Source organism: Dinoroseobacter sp. S375, from assembly GCF_049800775.1.
Lineage (GTDB): Bacteria > Pseudomonadota > Alphaproteobacteria > Rhodobacterales > Rhodobacteraceae > Dinoroseobacter.
In genome coordinates this window covers 74,381-90,608 of sequence record NZ_JBNAFR010000013.1, presented here as the reverse complement: position 1 = coordinate 90,608, position 16,228 = coordinate 74,381, and the positions used below count along the sequence as shown (strand labels likewise).

Genomic DNA, 16,228 nt, shown 5'->3' with positions numbered 1-16,228 from the left:
CCTCGGGCTGGACGCAAACGACTACAGCTTCGCCGAGCTGGCCGCGATCAAAGGCGCCAAGGGTTCGTCTAACGAGTAATCCTTAACATCCCCCAACCCCCGCCCGGCCTCCTCCCGCCGGGCGGGCGTGTCCCCCCCCCCAGACCCATCCCGGCGCCCGGGACGCTCCCGACCGGCCGCCCCACGCGACACCGCACCCCGTCCCCGACAGCCTCCCCCTGAAACGGACAAAATCCCCACGTGCGTCGCGAAAGACCGGTCCCCCGAAGTCCAGGGGGCCGGTCGTTTCGCCCTCGCACCCACACGAAAAAGCCGCGCTCCGATCCCTCGGAGCGCGGCTTATCGCTTGCGCGGCGGCAAGATGATGGATCAGGCTTCGGCTTCCGCCTCGCCCTCTTCGCCTTCATCGTCTTCCGCGCCATCAGAGGAGCGCAGGCCGGACGGTGCCTGGATGTTCGCAATCACGAAATCCCGGTCGATGGTCGGCTTGGCCCCGTCGGGCAGGCTGACAGAGCTGATCGTGACGGTGTCACCGATGTCGAGCCCGGTGAGGTCGACGGTGATGCTCTCGGGGATATCGCCCGCGGTCACAACCAGTTCCACTTCCGGGCGCACAACAGTCAGAACACCGCCGCGCTTGATGCCGGGGGCAGCGCCCTCGTTCACGAAATCCACGGGGATGAACAGGTTCACCTTCGAGGTCCGACGCAGACGCATCAGGTCGAGATGGGTGGGAAGGTCTTTCACCACGTCACGCTGCACACCGCGGCAGATCACGCGCACGTCTTCTTGGCCTTCAACCTGCAGGTTGAACAGGGTGGACATGAAGCGGCCCGCCTTCAGGCGGCGCAGAAGCTCGTTGAACTTGATCTGGATGGCGACAGGCTCAGCCCCGCCTCCATAGACCACGCCCGGGACATACCCGTCGCGACGCGCTTGACGGGCGGCCCCCTTGCCGGTCCCCGAACGCGGCTCGGCGACAAGATCCGGAATCTCTCCAGCCATTGCATTCTCCTAACATTGCAAAAACGGGCATCCTCCAAGGGTGTATGCCCAACAGACCGCGCTCATAGGACAATCGCGCCATGGGTGGAAGGGGGCAGAGGCAGATAAATCAGGGCAAAGCGCGGTTTTTTGGCCCATCTGACGGGTTGGCACGGGTTCAGCCCTGAGGCGTGACCAGATGACCCGCCCCGGAGACCTGCGCATGGAGCGCGAACTCCGCCGCGCGGGCGGTTTCGAGTCGCGCCCGCAACTCCGCCGAGAGGGGCGCGGCCCGCTTTGGAGAGACGTTCCGGCGCGGCAGTTCCAGATCGCGCCCGAGGGCCGCGCTCAGCCAGTCCCGGGCCAGATCCATCTGCGCGTAATCGAACAGATGGGTGATGCCGATCCCGCCCCCGGGCCTGGCGACAAAGCGGTCCTGTGCGCCGATCCTCGCATAGGGCGGCGGGTTTTCTGTCAGGCTCGCCGCGATGAAGGCCTCGAAACTGATCCCTTGGGTCGAGAGCGGTGTGCCCGCAAAAGCCGCCGTCCCGCGATAGCGATACCAGCTGCGCAGGCGCGCCACAGGCTCGCGCACCAGCGCCACCCCGTCAAAGCGGCGGTCATAGCGGCGCGTCAGCATCTCCTCCCACTGGGCGGCGAAGACCTGGCGGTTCATATGGCGATGTTCCGGCGGGGCCTGCACGGCGAGCGAGGCATGGGGCAGCAGCGCGGCCTCGAGCGCCGTGCTGCCGGTTTTCGGAATGGAAAAGACCACGAGTCCGTGGTTGTGAAAGACCAGCATCGCCGCCTCCGTTCCCGCGCAGAGTGCGGGGGAGCGGGGCGGAATGTCAATTCACGCGCTGGCCTGCCAGCGGGTGGCAAAATCCTCGGGGATCAGCAGGTTGGACGGATCGAGATCCTCGACACTCTGGCGCCCGCAGAGGCCCATGGACAGATCCAGCTCCTTGTGGATCACCTCCAGCGCCTTGGTCACGCCCGCCTCGCCCATGGCACCGAGGCCATAGGTATAGGCGCGCCCGATCATGGTGCCCTTGGCCCCAAGCGCCACGGCCTTCAGCACGTCCTGGCCGGAACGGATCCCGCTGTCGAGATGAACCTCGATCTTGTCGCCCACCGCATCCATGATCTGCGGCAGCATCCGGATCGAACTGAGTGCGCCGTCGAGCTGCCGCCCGCCATGGTTCGAGCAGACAATCGCATCCGCCCCCACATTCAGCGCCATCTTGGCGTCTTCGGGGTCCAGAATACCCTTGAGGATCACGGGGCCGTCCCACCAGCTGCGGAACTGCTTGATCCGCTCCCAGTCGAGGGATTGGTCAAAGGCCTCGGCGGTCCAGGAGCTCAGCGAGCTCGGATCCGTCACGCCCTTGGCATGGCCGACGATATTGCCGAAGAAGCGCCGCTTGGTGCCCAGCATCTCGAGCCCCCAGGGGATCTTGGTCATCATATTGGCAACCGAGGCCGGGGTCAGCTTGGGCGGGGCCGAGAGCCCGTTCTTCAGGTCCCGGTGGCGCTGCCCCAGAAGCTGCAGATCGACAGTGATCACGAGGGCGGAGCACTTGGCCTCCTTGGCGCGATCAAAGAGCCGCTTCATGAAGTCATCATCCTTGAGGGTGTAGACCTGAAACCAGAAGGGCACAGAGGTATGCGCGGCCACATCCTCGATCGAGCAGATCGACATGGTCGAAAGCGTATAGGGCACCCCGAATTTCTCGGCGGCCTTGGCGGCCTTGATCTCGCCATCGGCGTGCTGCATCCCCGTCAGCCCTACAGGCGCAAGGGCCACGGGCATGGCGACCTCCTGCCCGACCATGGTCGTTTTTGTAGACCGGTTGTCCATATCCATGGCGATGCGCTGGCGCAGCTTGATCAGATCGAAGTCAGAGCTGTTCTCGCGGAAGGTTTGCTCGGTCCAGCTGCCGCTTTCGGCGTAATCGTAGAACATCTTGGGCACGCGCCGCTTGTAGATCTTTCGCAGATCCTCGATCTCGGTGATCACCGCCATTCATCTCTTCCCTCTGTATTGGTAAATCTTTGTTACCAATCTGACCTGTTCAATGCAATGCGACTCTTTGGATGGACTCCCCTTTGTCCGATACAGGCGCTAGACAGGCCCGCAAGAGAGACGGAGAGCGCGATGAAACTGTTCGTGGGGCTGGGCAATCCCGGCGCGAAATATAGCGGCAACCGCCACAATATCGGCTTCATGGCACTGGACCAGATCGCGGCGGATCATGGCTTTGCGCCCTGGCGGTCGAAGTTTCAGGGACAGCTCAGCGAGGGCAAATTCGGCTCCACCAAGGTGGTGCTGCTCAAGCCCGAAACCTTCATGAACCGCTCCGGCCAATCCGTGGGCGAGGCGATGCGGTTCTTCAAGCTGGAGACCGACGATGTCACCGTCTTTCACGACGAACTCGACCTCGCGCCGGGCAAGTGCCGGGTGAAGACCGGCGGCGGACATGCGGGCCATAACGGGCTGCGCTCGATCCACAGCCATATCGGCGCGGACTATCAGCGCGTGCGCCTTGGGATCGGACATCCGGGACATAAGGACCGGGTCTCGGGCTATGTGCTGAGTGATTTCGCCAAGGCCGAGGCCGAATGGCTCGATGACCTGCTGCGCGGGATCGGGGATGGCGCTGCGGAGCTGGCTGCGGGGGATGCGGGCAAGTTCATGAATGCGGTGGCCCTGCGCACGGCCCCGCCGCGCTCGTCGGGGATCGGACAGGGCAAGCCCGGCGGCGGGACGGCCAAGCCCACGGCCGCCAAACCCACCGCCGCCAGGCCCGCTGCAGCCGCCAAGCCCCCTGCCCCCGCGCCAGAGCCCGACCCTGCGCCCGATACGCGGACGGCCCTGCAAAAGCTCGCGGACAAGTTCCGCTAGGCCGGGCCAGGCAGACTTGCCGACCCTCGGGCGGGCGTTACACTGCGGCGACGGAGGGCGAGTGATGAATTATGAGCGTGCCGAATCGGTGAATGTCCTGGGCGGACCCTTGCAGTCCTGCTCCGAGGAGCCTCTGACCGGGTTTTTCCGCAATGGCTGTTGCGACACATCCGGAATGGATCATGGCAATCACACGGTCTGCGCCGTGATGACGGCGGAGTTCCTGGCCTTTTCGAAATATGTCGGCAATGACCTGTCGACCCCGCGGCCGGAATTCATGTTCCCGGGTCTCAAACCCGGGGACCAATGGTGTCTCTGCGCCGGACGGTTCCAGCAGGCCCATGAGGAGGGCTGCGCCCCCAAGGTCCGGCTGGAATCCACCCATGCGCGCGCGCTGGAGGCGGTGACGCTGGATGTGCTGGCCGAACACGCGGTGGATTCCACGCAAAAGCCGGACGCGGAGTGACCGACGCCGGGCTTTGAAATCGCGATGCGTTTGGCTCAGAGAGCGCCGGACATATCCACGCCAAGAGCCTTGGCCACGGTGAAGATGTCCTTGTCGCCCCGTCCGCACATGTTCATGCAGATCAGGTGATCCTTGGGCAGCTCCGGCGCGATCTTGGCCACATGGGCCAGCGCGTGGGACGGCTCCAGCGCGGGGATGATGCCCTCGGTCTCGCAGCTCAGCTGGAAGGCCTGCAGCGCCTCGGCATCGGTGATCGAGACATATTTCGCCCGACCGATATCATGCAGCCAAGCGTGCTCGGGCCCGATGCCGGGATAGTCGAGACCGGCCGAGATCGAGAACCCTTCGAGGATCTGGCCATCGCCATCCTGCAAAAGATATGTCCGGTTACCATGCAGCACCCCGGGACGCCCGCCGGTCAGGGAGGCGCAATGCTCCATCTTCTCGTTGACGCCCTTGCCGCCAGCCTCGACCCCGATGATCCCCACGTCCTTGTCGTCGAGGAACGGATAGAACAGCCCCATGGCATTGGACCCGCCCCCGATCGCCGCGATCAGCGTGTCGGGCAGACGCCCCTCGGCGGCGAGCATCTGCTCGCGGGCTTCCTTGCCGATGATCGCCTGAAAATCGCGGACCATGGCCGGATACGGGTGCGGCCCGGCCACCGTGCCGATGCAATAGAAGGTATCGCGCACATTGGTCACCCAGTCGCGCAGCGCGTCATTCATCGCGTCCTTCAGGGTGCCGCGCCCGGAGGTCACCGGCACCACTTCGGCGCCCAGCAGCTTCATGCGGAACACGTTGGGGGCCTGACGCTCCACGTCATGGGCACCCATATAGACCACGCATTTCAGCCCGAACTTGGCACAGACCGTGGCGGTCGCCACCCCGTGCTGGCCCGCGCCGGTCTCGGCGATGATCCGGCTCTTGCCCATGCGGCGGGCGAGGATGATCTGGCCGAGCACGTTGTTGATCTTGTGCGCGCCCGTGTGATTGAGCTCGTCCCGCTTGAGGTAGATCTTCGCCCCGCCCAGACGCTCGGTCAGACGCTCGGCGTAATAGAGCGGGCTGGGGCGACCCACATAATGGGTCCAGAGATCATGCATCTCGTCCCAGAAGCTCTGATCGGTCTTGGCGTACTCGTATTGACGCTCCAGCTCGAGGATGAGCGGCATCAGGGTCTCGGACACGAAACGCCCGCCGAAATCGCCGAACCGGCCATTCTCATCGGGGCCGGTCATGAAGGAATTGATCAGGTCGTCAGGCATTGGTCACTCCCCTTAGGACAGCTCTCGCTTAAAGCCTATATGCGAGGGGGTAAAGCCAAGCGACACGTAAAACTGATGCGCCCCGTCCCGGGCCTTGTCCGAGGTGAGCTGCATCAGGGTTGCGCCCGCGGCCCGGGCCCGGGCCTCGGCATCCGCCATCAGGGCCTTGCCCGCCCCCTGCCCGCGCAGATCGGCCGACACACGAACAGCTTCGATCTGCGCCCGGGTGGTACCCGCACGGGACAGACCGTGCATCACATGCATGTGGTAGGTGGCCATGACGCGCCCGTCCCGCTCCCCCACGATCAGATGGGCATCCGGCCCGGACTGCATCCGGGCAAAGGCCGCGTCATAGGCGGCCATGTCGCCGCCCTCGCGCCCCTGGCCGCGAAAATCATCGCGCAGCAGCGCCAGAATGTCGGCGATATCCGCCTGCGTCGCCGGGCGAAAGCTCAGACCGGCGCTCATAGCTCGGGAACGGGACCCGCCTGGGCCGCGGTCACAAACCCCGCGATCCGATCAGGGTCCTTGAGGCCCGGGGCGCTCTCGACGCCGGAGCTGACATCGACCTGGGGCGCACCGGTCAAGCGGATCGCTTCGGCCACGTTGTCAGGGGTCAGACCGCCCGCCAGCATCCAGGGCTTGCGCCAGCTGCGCCCGGCGATCAGCCGCCAGTCGAAACTCACCCCATTCCCGCCGGGCAGATCGGCGTTGCGGGGCGGCTTGGCATCCACGAGGATCTGGTCCGCCACAGCCTCGTAATCGGCCAGCGCAGGCAGATCCTCAGCATCGGCGATCCCCACGGCCTTCATCACCGGCAGGCCATAGTGGGCCCGGATCTCGGCCACGCGCGCGGGCGTCTCGCGGCCGTGAAGTTGCAGGATGTCGAGAGGTACCGTTTCGGTCAGCGCATCGAGCGCCGCATCATCGGCATTGACCACCAAGGCCACTTTGGCGAGGCCCAGGGGCGCCTCTGCGGCGAGGGCGCGTGCCGCGTCCAAGGTTAGGTGACGCGGAGATTTCTCGAAAAACACGAACCCCGCATAACGCGCCCCGGCCTCGGCCACGGCGGCCAGATCCGCAGCGCTCCGCAGGCCGCAGATTTTCACCTGCACCTGCCCCGCATGGGCGCTGGACCCCGCGCCGGAGCGCGGAGAGGGATCGATCAGAACTGGCATGGGGGTCGCGCGATCAGCGCACGCTCGAGCTGTCTTCGAGCAGGGCAAGGATCTCGTCCTTGCCATCGGCCATGGCCTTCTGGTTCTTCATCAGCTCGACCTCGCGCTTGAGACGGCGCGCCTCGGTGCGCTGGCGAGAGGCCTCGTTGCGATGCTTAGTCTCGCGCAGCCATTCCCAGAAGAACCCGATCAGCAGACCCGCGGCGATACCGGCGAAGACCACGAAATAGAGCGGCATGTCGAGGGAGATGTTGAAGCCCGCAAAGGCGCCCATTTCCGGAGGCAGCAGGGTCAGGGTCACCGGCCCGTTATTGGCGAAAGCAATCGTCAGCAGGCAGATCGCCAGAACTGCAAGAAACAGGTACTTGATCAGACGCATAAGGTCAGTCTTCCTTTCCGTTCAACCGGTCGCGAAGCAGCTTACCCGTCTTGAAAAACGGCACCGACTTGGCTTCGACCGACACGGCCTCGCCGGTGCGGGGGTTGCGCCCAGTGCGCGCGTCGCGATGCTTGACCGAAAAGGCCCCGAAGCCGCGAAGCTCGACCCGATCGCCGTTCGACATGGCCTCGATGATCTCGTCGAACACGGTGTTCACGATGCGCTCGACGTCCCGCTGGTACAGATGCGGGTTCTCGTCAGCGACAATCTGAATGAGTTCCGAACGGATCATTGGCCACCCTCCCTTGCCGTGCAGCACCGGCATCCACCCCGGTCCACGAGGCCGACTATAGCTCCAAAGCGCGCATCTGGAAAACGCTAAAGCGGGCTTACGCTCAGAGAATCCTGCGCGAAAACCGCGCATTAGGCCGACATGCCTCCGGCTGCCGCAACGAGAGCACGCCGCAGGTGCCAAGCTGCGGCGCGTTTGATTGTCCGATTCGGAGGCGCGAGTCGCGGCCCGGTTGTGGCTCAGCCCCGACGCGCCCGCAGCGCCAGACCGCCCAGCCCGAGCAACAGAAGCGGCAAGCTCGCGGGCAGCGGGATCGCCGCCATGTCCTTGGCGAGAACCACCTCGAGATTGTCATACCGGACAGAAACCCCGTTGCCGCCGCTATTGCCCGAGTATAGCCCGAAGCTGAGCTGCGCCGCGCCTTGCGAGAAATCGAGCGTCCCATCGCCCAGCAGGCGCGAGAAATTCACGGCCACCAGCCCCTGCTGGCCGCCGGTCTGCCATCCCGGCGTCGCAAAGGTCACCCCAGCGGCTGAGGCAAAATAGCTGCCGTTCTGCTCGACGACGATGCCATAGGCCTGACCCTGACCGAAGGCTTGAAAGGGATCGTAATCGACCGAATAGGACAGCGACTGCAGCCCGCCCATGGACAGGTCATAGGTCAGACCATCCACCATGAAGGCATTCAATGTCTCGATGTTTGTCGTGGTGCTCACGGTCAGCGACGGCGCCGGGTTTCCGTCACCCGCCGCCTGAGACGCGATCTGGCCATTCACCGGCCCGGACAACCGTACGGGCGTCACTTCTCCCGGCGCAAAGGTCTCTTCTGAAAGGGTGACGGTGCTGGCCTGAGCAACGCCCGCAAGGACAGCAAGGGCCAAGGACATAAAAGCGGTCCGCATGGAAAAATACCTCCAAAGTCACAAATAATGGCAGGTAAAATGCCACGGCTTTGGCCTTCGGACAAGCGGTCGGACCCGTGCGGAAAAGGTGCGGAAACGATCCGCGAGGCTGCAAGAGATTGCGGCCCCGCGCAGGACGGACGGGCGCACAGGCCCGTCACGCCAATGGTGTATTCAGGCGGCGCGCCGTGTCTTGCGCTGCGCGCGACGGGCAAATCCGAGCGCGCCAAGCCCCCCCAAGAGCAGCAGGCTGGAGGCCGGGAGCGGCACCGCGGCCATATCCGCCGGACCGAGAACGATGTCGAGCCGCCAATCCGCCGAGAACTGGTCCGTCGGGAAGGGCAAGCTGCCCTGCTGGATCCCGAAGGAGTAGTTGCCGTTCAGAGGAACCTTGTCGAAGCTGTTGGAGTAATCCGCTGTTCCATTGCCCGTGATGCCCTGCAAGGCAAAGGCAACGCCGGCAGCATCCACGATCGTCTCGAAATTCGGCAAACCCGTGTTAGGGGTGCCGCCAAAGGACGACATGCCGTTGCTCACAGTGAAGACGATGGATTCCACGACCTGATCGGGCGCCACCAGGATTGTGAAGATATCGGCGAAGTCACCGCCGGAACAATCGGGGCCACCAAAAGGATCGCAAGGCGCGCTCAGGCTGCCGGTGACGCTATGGGCGCCGATATCCGCAAAGCTCAGCGCCGGTGCCGTGACCGGGACGCTCAGGCTCCAATCGCCATTGGTCGTGAAATCCGTGGTCTCATCGATGGTTGTCGCCTGTGCGGCGGAGCCCAGCGCAATCATGCAGGAAAAGGACGCGAGGGCAGTGGTAAAGGGCTTCATTGGTTACTCCTTGAACAGTCGGACCAGCCTAGATCAGCGCGCGCCCGGTCCAAAGAAAAATCTGTACCCGCCCCGGGTTGCGAAACACTGGACAAAAAAAGGCCCCGCTGTCGCCAGCGGGGCCTTCAATTCAATCGGTCGGATCGGGTTAGTCGTCGCCCTTGAGCGCGGCACCCAGAATATCACCAAGGGACGCACCGGAATCCGAGGAGCCATACTGCTCAACGGCTTCTTTCTCTTCGGCGATCTCGCGCGCCTTGATGGACAGGCCGAGACGACGGGTCTTGCTGTCCACGTTGGTCACGCGCACATCGACCTTGTCGCCCACGCCGAAGCGCTCGGGGCGCTGCTCGGCACGGTCACGGCTGAGATCGGAGCGGCGGATGAAGGATTTCATGCCTTCGTATTCCACCTCGATGCCGCCATCCTCGATGGCGGTGACGCCAACGGTGATGATCGAGCCGCGCTTCACGCCGCCCACTGCTTCGGCGAACTTGTCACCGCCCAGAGCCTTGACCGAGAGCGAAATCCGCTCTTTGTCCACATCCACCTCGGAGACAACGGCCTGAACCATGTCGCCCTTGCGGTAGTTCTGGATGGCTTCCTCGCCGCGCTGATCCCAGCTGAGATCGGAGAGGTGGACCATGCCGTCGATGTCGTTGTCGAGACCGATGAACAGACCGAATTCGGTGATGTTCTTGACCTCGCCCTCGACCTCGGTGCCCTCGGGATGGGTCTCGGCAAAGACCTCCCACGGGTTGCGCATGGTCTGCTTGAGACCGAGCGAGACGCGACGCTTGACCGTGTCGATCTCGAGCACCATGACCTCAACCTCTTGCGAGGTGGACACGATCTTGCCCGGATGGACGTTCTTCTTGGTCCAGGACATCTCGGAGACGTGCACGAGGCCCTCGACACCCGGCTCCAGCTCCACGAAGGCACCGTAATCGGTGATGTTCGTGACGCGGCCCGTATGGGTGCTGTCGAGCGGGTACTTGCCTTCGACAAGGTTCCACGGATCGTCCTGCAGCTGCTTCATGCCGAGGCTGATACGGTGGGTTTCCTTGTTGATCTTGATGACCTGAACCTTGACCGTCTCGCCGATCGACAGGATCTCGGAGGGGTGGTTCACACGGCGCCAGGCCATGTCGGTCACGTGCAGCAGGCCGTCCACACCGCCCAGGTCGACGAATGCGCCGTACTCGGTGATGTTCTTGACCACGCCGTCCACCGCGTCGCCTTCGTTCAGCTTGCCGATGACCTCGGCGCGCTGCTCGGCGCGGGACTCTTCGAGGATCGCACGACGCGACACAACGATGTTGCCCCGGCGACGGTCCATCTTGAGGATCTGGAACGGCTGCTTGAGGCCCATGAGCGGGCCGGCGTCGCGCACGGGGCGCACGTCAACCTGGGAGCCGGGCAGGAAGGCCACGGCACCGCCGAGATCGACCGTGAAGCCGCCCTTGACGCGGCCGAAGATCGCGCCCTCGACGCGGGCATCGTCGCCATATGCTTTTTCCAGACGGTCCCAGGCTTCCTCGCGACGCGCCTTGTCGCGCGAGATAACCGCTTCGCCGCGGGCATTTTCAACGCGATCGAGGAAAACCTCGACTTCGTCACCAACAGCAATTTCGGGAGCTTCGCCGGGATTTGCGAATTCTTTGAGTTCGACGCGGCCTTCCATTTTGTAGCCGACATCGATAATGGCCTGGCCCGCTTCAATTGCGATAACCTTGCCTTTGACAACGGAACCCTCGGAGGGCGTGTCAATTTCGAAGCTTTCTTGCAGGAGGGCTTCGAATTCCTCCATAGATGCGCTTTGAGCCATGTGGTCTCGTGTTTCCTTTACATCGTGTTTTTTACGGGCCGAATGGTTGTATCCATTGGTCTTTGGGTTTGTGGCCGACGGTACAATCCGAAAACAACAAGGGCCGCGGCTTGCGCCCGACCCTGCGGTTTTCGTCCTGCGATCTTACGCCGCCTGCTCGACAGGCGCGTCTATAGGCGGGGGCGCGCCAAGACGCAACCCCGCCCAGGCAATGCCGGTCAGATTTCCAGCGCGCTTGGGTCTGTTCCCGCCCCAACGGCTTCGCGGTACCACGTGGGCTGACGCCCACGACCGGTCCATGTCTGCTCCGGATTGTCCGGATTGGCATATTTCGGAGCACTCTTGGAGGCTCCTTTGATCTCCGACTTGGCGCCAAAAATCTCTTCCAGCGACACGCCATGCTGCTTGGCCGTTTCTTCCAGCGCTTTGCGGGCTTGCACCACACGCTTTTTTTCAACGGCGACTTTGGCTTTCTGAACATCTTTTTCGAGCGCGTTCAGTTCATCCAAAGTCATTTTCGAAAGGTCGAACCCCATCTTCATTCCCATTCTGGTGTTGATTTCGATCAAGACAGGGTAAAGGCATTCCAATGCGGCTGCAAGTCACCATTTCCAGCTAGGCAGGATTTGGCCCAATTGACATTCGCATATATGATTAATTCAAAGCGCTTGGGATGAATTGCAAAGCATTCATGCGCGTTTCTGCCAAGGCCACGGCCTGCGCCACGGCATCCTCAATACTCAATTGCGATGTATCCAGTAAAAGCGCGTCTTCCGCCGCCCGTAATGGAGCATCGCTGCGCTGGGTATCGCGGGCATCCCGGGCGCGCAAATCCTCAAGCACTTGGGCCAAACTCAGGTCAGATCCCTTGGCCGACAGCTCTGCATGGCGCCGCTGTGCACGCACCTCGTCGCTGGCGGTCACAAAGAGCTTCACAGCCGCGTCCGGACAGATCACCGTGCCGATATCGCGCCCGTCGAGGATCGCGCCCCCGGCCCTCTGGGCAAAGGCCCTCTGGAAGTCCAGCAGCGCGGTCCGCACCGCAGGCAGCGCCGCGACCTTGGAGGCCGCCTGCCCGACCTCGGCCGTGCGCAGATCGCCCGCCTCCAGATCCGCTGGGGTGAGCGCGCGCGCCGCCGCAGTGGCATCCGCACCGGTCAGAACCTTCTTGCCCACCGCCCGGTAGAGCAGCCCCGTATCCATATGCGGAAAGCCGAACCGCGCCGCCATGGCACGGCCGATCGTCCCCTTGCCCGCCGCGGCAGGCCCGTCAATCGCGATGGCAAAATTCATAGACGGTCCCCCACCCACGGCAGGGGATGATCCCCCTCGGATTGCGGCAGATCATCGGTGATCTCGTAATACGCGCCCTTGTCCGCGCAGAAGACATGCGTCTCGAGCCGCAGGCCCGGATCACCGTCCAGCGTCCCGGCGAAAATGGCCATCTCGTTGGAGGGCCCGTCCCAGAACAGGTTCGACCCGCAAGTCCCGCAGAACCCGCGCCGCGCCGTGTCCGACGAGGCGAACCAGCGCGGCGCGCCGGTGATCGTCACATTCCGTTTCAATGCAGAGGTGGCGGCCACGTAATGGCCCGAGGTCCGGCGGCACTGATGGCAATGGCACGCCACGACCGGGCGCAACGGCCCGGTGACCTCATAGCGGATCTCCCCGCAGAGGCAGCCGCCCGTCACGGTCATGACCCGGTCCGCTCCAGCGTGGCTCCCAACGCGGTCATCAGGGGCTCGAAGATCGGAAAGCTGGTGGCAATCGGGCCGCCATCATCCACCGAGATCGGGGATTTGGCCGCCAGACCGCAGCACAGGAAACTCATGGCGATACGGTGATCGAGATGGCTCGCACAGGTCGCGCCGCCGGGCACCCCGCCCGGGCCCATCCCGTGCACGATGAGGACATCTTCCTCTTCCTCGATGGTCACACCGCAAGCCTCGAGCCCCCGGGCCATGGCGTCGATCCGATCGCTTTCCTTGACGCGTAGCTCCTTGACACCGCGCATCACGGTCTTGCCATGGGCATAGGCCGCGATGACGCTCAGGATCGGGTACTCGTCGATCATCGAGGGCGCCCGTTCCGGTGGCACTTCAATGCCTTGCATGCCGTCGCTAAAGCGCGCCCTGAGGTCTGCGACCGGCTCGCCGCCCTCTTCGCGAATGTTCTCGAAAACCAGATCCGCGCCCATCTCCTGCAAGGTGGTGTAGAGCCCCGCGCGGGTCGGGTTGAGCCCGATCCCCGGCACCAGAACGTCCGACCCCGGCACGATCAGGCCCACGGCCACGGGAAAGGCTGCCGAGGACGGATCCCGCGGCACCACGATGGTCTGGGGCTTCAACTCCGGCTGGCCAGTCAGGGTGATGACATTGCCCTCGGGCGTGGCCTCGACGCTCAGCTCGGCGCCAAAGCCGCGCAGCATCCGTTCGGAATGATCCCGGGTCGCCTCGGCCTCGATCACCACGGTCTGCCCAGGGGCGTTCAGCCCGGCCAGCAGAACGGCGGATTTCACCTGCGCCGACGGCACCGGCACGGTGTACTGCACAGGCACTGGGTCTGCGGCCCCGATCAGCGTCATGGGCAGACGTCCCTGCGCGCGGCCCACGGCTTGCGTGCCGAACAGGGCCAGCGGATCGGTGATCCGCCCCATGGGGCGCCCCCTGAGCGAGGCATCGCCGGTGAAGGTCGCGGTGATCGGCGTGGTGGCCATCGCCCCCATGATCAGCCGCACGCCGGTGCCGGAATTGCCGCAATCGATCACGTCCTCGGGCTCGGCGAACCCGCCGGTCCCGACGCCATGCACCGACCAGGCCCCGGGCCCGTGCTGCGTGACCTCCGCACCGAAGGCCCGCATGGCCTTGGCGGTGTCGAGCACGTCCTGCCCCTCGAGCAGACCGGTTATCCGTGTTTCGCCCACGGCCATCGCCCCGAGGATCAGCGAGCGGTGCGAGATGGACTTGTCACCGGGCACCTCGGCGGTCCCGGAGAGCGGGCCCGAAGGATGGGCGGTCATCGGAATGGGGTCACCGTGGGCGGACATGGTCTCTCCTGCGCGGGGTCGTCAAAGCGTGGTGCTGAGTAGACCAAGGCCGCACAGGCGTCCATGATGATTTTAATCCCCGGGCGCGCGCTCCCCCAGCCAGCGCGCGGGGTTCGTCTCGGCGATCTGGCGGAACAGCCCCTCGCCCAGCGCATCCCTGAGCCCGAAACAAACCGCCCGTTCCGAGAGCTGTTCCTGCTTGGTCATGTAGTAATCCGACCCGAAGAGCACCTTCCCAGCGATGCGGCTGTCCTCAAGAAAGACCCGCAGAAACGGCAGGAACGCCGTGAAGTTGAACACGGTATAGGAGATATCCGTATAGAGCCCCGGATACTTGCCCGACCGCAGCAGATCGAGGATCGCGGCCAGCCAGTTCTCGGTCCGCGCCTGCGGGTCATGGGGGTCGATCCCCTCCTCCACATAGGCCTGCCAATCCGCGAGCCCTCCGAAATGGGCCAGATTCACCCGCAACTCCGGGAAGGCCTCGAGCACCGGGATGAAGGCGCGCGGATCCGTGAACCAATCGGCCTCCGCTGCGGACAGGTTGCGCCCGGCCACCCCGCCCCGCGCGCAATGGGACAGGACCGGCAGGTTCCGCTCCGCCAGGTAAGGATAGACCTCCTCCATCAGCTGCGGGTGATCCGGCGCGTAGCCGAGGCGCGGATAAAGCTTCAGCCCGCGAAACCCCAGATCCTCGATCGCGCGCTTGAACTCTGCCACCGCGCCCAGCTTGCCCGGCACCAGCGTGGCAAAGGGAATGACCTGCGGGCCGTAGAGCGGATGCGCCGCCAGCCGGGCCAGCCCGTCATGCTGCGCGGCGATGTCCTCGCGCACGGGGCCATACCCCATCTGCGACATGTCCATGGGCAGCACCACGAAGCGCGTGTCGCCGGGATAGAAGGGCAGGATCGAGGCAAAGACCTCCTCCTGTCCGACCCCTCTGCCGGTCTCCTGAAACTTATAGAGGCGGTGGACAGTGTCTGCGCGCCGCTCCTGCCCGACCAGATCGAGCAGCACCGCGAGCCCCTTGGCGAGCGTCGGCACGGCCTTGAACGGCGTCAGCAGCGGATGGGGATACCAGCGCGGCACGTGGTCGGCGGTGAAGGTGTGGATATGGCAATTGGTGATGCGCAAATGGGACATGGCGATGCGGCTCCGCTCGGGCAAAGGATCGCCGGAGAGGACGCGAAACCGGTTGAGAATTCGCAAGCCCGGCGCACGGCCCGTGCGGCGGCGCGCAACGCAGGCCGGACGCGTCTAACGCTTGCGGAAGGTCAGGTAATGCGGGGTCCGCCCCTCGCGCAGGGCCTTCTGCTCATAGCGGGTGGAGATCCAGTCCGACCACTGGGTCCGCCAGTCCTCGGGCCCTTCGGCCAGCCAGTCAAAGCCCGCGCGCGGCACTTCTTCCAGCGCTTGCCGGACGTAATCGGGGATGTCGGTGGCAATCCGGAAAATCGCGCCCGGGGCGAGCACATGGGCCAGAGGTTCCAGATGCTCGGGCGTGACAAAGCGGCGGCGATGGTGCCGCGCCTTGGGCCAGGGATCGGGATAGAGCAGGAAGGCCCGCGAGATGCTGCCCGCAGGCAGGACATCGAAAAGGTCGCGCGCATCGCCGGGATGGACGGCGACATTGTCGAGCTTCGCGCTGCGGATCTTGCCCAGCAGCATGGCGACGCCGTTGATGTAGGGCTCTGCGCCGATGATCCCGACCTCCGGGGTCCGGGCCGCCTGATGGACCATATGCTCCCCGCCGCCGAACCCGATCTCCAGCCAGACCTCGCGCCCGCCGAACAGCGCGGCGAGATCGAGCGGGGTCCGATCCGGGTTCTCCTCCCAGTCCACCGGCCCCGGAGAAAGGGCCGCGAGGTCCTCGGCGAGATAGGTTTCCTGCGACGCGCGCAAGCCCTTGCCCTTGCGGCGGCCATAGAAATTGCGCCACGGGGCGCCCTTGGGGGAGATCGGAGGCGTATCACTCATGGCGCGGGACCTCGCAAAGCCCGGGCCGCGGGTCAAGGGCGGAGAGTGCCGCAACGCGCCCAGCGTCGGGCGCCGGGGGGCCGCCCCGGAGGCCGGGGCGGCCATGGCCCGACCCTGGAAAGGGTCGGGGCCCCCCAAAGCCCCTCACCCCGCGGCCGAGCGCAGA

The 16,228-nt window shown here is 64.7% G+C and carries 19 protein-coding genes; 2 read left to right on the top strand and 17 right to left on the bottom strand.

Translation table 11 applies throughout. The features are described from left to right. Positions 1 to 369 precede the first annotated feature (369 nt). From ACP150_RS20410 to ACP150_RS20400, 3 genes are all read right to left on the bottom strand, one after another. Complete coding sequence (locus tag ACP150_RS20410; RefSeq protein ID WP_424968548.1) at positions 370 to 1,005, bottom strand: 50S ribosomal protein L25/general stress protein Ctc; 636 nt, start codon at positions 1,003 to 1,005, stop codon at positions 370 to 372. Positions 1,006 to 1,162: 157 nt separating this feature from the next. Continuing rightward, positions 1,163 to 1,786: a sulfotransferase family 2 domain-containing protein gene (locus tag ACP150_RS20405; protein WP_424968547.1), complete on the bottom strand. Its 624-nt coding sequence runs from the start codon at positions 1,784 to 1,786 to the stop codon at positions 1,163 to 1,165. Positions 1,787 to 1,837: 51 nt separating this feature from the next. Then, positions 1,838 to 3,010: an alpha-hydroxy acid oxidase gene (locus ACP150_RS20400; RefSeq protein ID WP_424968546.1), complete on the bottom strand. Its 1,173-nt coding sequence runs from the start codon at positions 3,008 to 3,010 to the stop codon at positions 1,838 to 1,840. Positions 3,011 to 3,142: 132 nt separating this feature from the next. Between ACP150_RS20400 and pth the strand changes: the two genes are divergently transcribed. Both pth and ACP150_RS20390 read left to right on the top strand, forming a co-directional pair. Further along, positions 3,143 to 3,889, top strand: coding sequence for an aminoacyl-tRNA hydrolase (gene pth, locus ACP150_RS20395; protein ID WP_424968545.1), 747 nt, complete (start codon positions 3,143 to 3,145; stop codon positions 3,887 to 3,889). Positions 3,890 to 3,953: 64 nt separating this feature from the next. Further along, positions 3,954 to 4,355 (top strand): DUF2237 family protein, encoded by a 402-nt coding sequence (locus tag ACP150_RS20390; protein ID WP_424968544.1) that lies wholly within the window; start codon positions 3,954 to 3,956, stop codon positions 4,353 to 4,355. A gap of 35 nt (positions 4,356 to 4,390) precedes the next feature. Here ACP150_RS20390 and trpB read toward each other — a convergent pair whose 3' ends face one another. From trpB to trmB, 14 genes are all read right to left on the bottom strand, one after another. Then, a complete protein-coding gene (trpB, locus tag ACP150_RS20385) occupies positions 4,391 to 5,623 on the bottom strand; it encodes a tryptophan synthase subunit beta (protein WP_424968543.1) in 1,233 nt (410 codons plus the stop codon). A gap of 12 nt (positions 5,624 to 5,635) precedes the next feature. Further along, positions 5,636 to 6,091: a GNAT family N-acetyltransferase gene (locus ACP150_RS20380; protein ID WP_424968542.1), complete on the bottom strand. Its 456-nt coding sequence runs from the start codon at positions 6,089 to 6,091 to the stop codon at positions 5,636 to 5,638. Further along, the gene (locus ACP150_RS20375) at positions 6,088 to 6,801 is read right to left on the bottom strand and encodes a phosphoribosylanthranilate isomerase (RefSeq protein WP_424968541.1); all 714 of its coding nucleotides are present in this window, start codon (positions 6,799 to 6,801) and stop codon (positions 6,088 to 6,090) included. The genes ACP150_RS20380 and ACP150_RS20375 overlap by 4 nt, the downstream gene beginning before the upstream one ends. Positions 6,802 to 6,814: 13 nt before the next feature. Then, positions 6,815 to 7,180 carry a lipopolysaccharide assembly protein LapA domain-containing protein gene (locus tag ACP150_RS20370; protein WP_424968540.1) on the bottom strand — a complete coding sequence of 122 codons (366 nt, stop codon included), beginning with the start codon at positions 7,178 to 7,180 and terminating at the stop codon, positions 6,815 to 6,817. Between the two features lie 4 nt (positions 7,181 to 7,184). Beyond that, on the bottom strand, positions 7,185 to 7,472 hold the full coding sequence (gene ihfB / locus ACP150_RS20365; RefSeq protein ID WP_424968539.1) for an integration host factor subunit beta: 288 nt from the start codon (positions 7,470 to 7,472) through the stop codon (positions 7,185 to 7,187). Between the two features lie 239 nt (positions 7,473 to 7,711). Then, the gene (locus tag ACP150_RS20360; RefSeq protein WP_424968538.1) at positions 7,712 to 8,374 is read right to left on the bottom strand and encodes a hypothetical protein; all 663 of its coding nucleotides are present in this window, start codon (positions 8,372 to 8,374) and stop codon (positions 7,712 to 7,714) included. A gap of 174 nt (positions 8,375 to 8,548) precedes the next feature. Then, entirely contained in the window at positions 8,549 to 9,211 is a 663-nt protein-coding gene (locus ACP150_RS20355; protein ID WP_424968537.1) for a VPLPA-CTERM sorting domain-containing protein, read from the bottom strand. 148 nt (positions 9,212 to 9,359) lie between these two features. After that, complete coding sequence (gene rpsA / locus ACP150_RS20350; RefSeq protein ID WP_424968550.1) at positions 9,360 to 11,126, bottom strand: 30S ribosomal protein S1; 1,767 nt, start codon at positions 11,124 to 11,126, stop codon at positions 9,360 to 9,362. A 131-nt stretch (positions 11,127 to 11,257) separates the two neighbouring features. Further along, positions 11,258 to 11,608 (bottom strand): H-NS family nucleoid-associated regulatory protein, encoded by a 351-nt coding sequence (locus ACP150_RS20345; RefSeq protein WP_424968536.1) that lies wholly within the window; start codon positions 11,606 to 11,608, stop codon positions 11,258 to 11,260. 85 nt (positions 11,609 to 11,693) lie between these two features. After that, positions 11,694 to 12,332 carry a (d)CMP kinase gene (locus ACP150_RS20340; RefSeq protein ID WP_424968535.1) on the bottom strand — a complete coding sequence of 213 codons (639 nt, stop codon included), beginning with the start codon at positions 12,330 to 12,332 and terminating at the stop codon, positions 11,694 to 11,696. Continuing rightward, the gene (locus ACP150_RS20335; RefSeq protein ID WP_424968534.1) at positions 12,329 to 12,736 is read right to left on the bottom strand and encodes a GFA family protein; all 408 of its coding nucleotides are present in this window, start codon (positions 12,734 to 12,736) and stop codon (positions 12,329 to 12,331) included. Before ACP150_RS20335 ends, ACP150_RS20340 begins: the two co-directional genes overlap by 4 nt. Next, positions 12,733 to 14,085 (bottom strand): 3-phosphoshikimate 1-carboxyvinyltransferase, encoded by a 1,353-nt coding sequence (gene aroA, locus ACP150_RS20330; RefSeq protein ID WP_424968533.1) that lies wholly within the window; start codon positions 14,083 to 14,085, stop codon positions 12,733 to 12,735. Before aroA ends, ACP150_RS20335 begins: the two co-directional genes overlap by 4 nt. Before the next feature lie 72 nt (positions 14,086 to 14,157). Then, on the bottom strand, positions 14,158 to 15,228 hold the full coding sequence (locus tag ACP150_RS20325; protein WP_424968532.1) for an amidohydrolase family protein: 1,071 nt from the start codon (positions 15,226 to 15,228) through the stop codon (positions 14,158 to 14,160). Between the two features lie 114 nt (positions 15,229 to 15,342). Beyond that, the gene (trmB, locus tag ACP150_RS20320) at positions 15,343 to 16,062 is read right to left on the bottom strand and encodes a tRNA (guanine(46)-N(7))-methyltransferase TrmB (RefSeq protein WP_424968531.1); all 720 of its coding nucleotides are present in this window, start codon (positions 16,060 to 16,062) and stop codon (positions 15,343 to 15,345) included. Positions 16,063 to 16,228 lie beyond the last annotated feature (166 nt).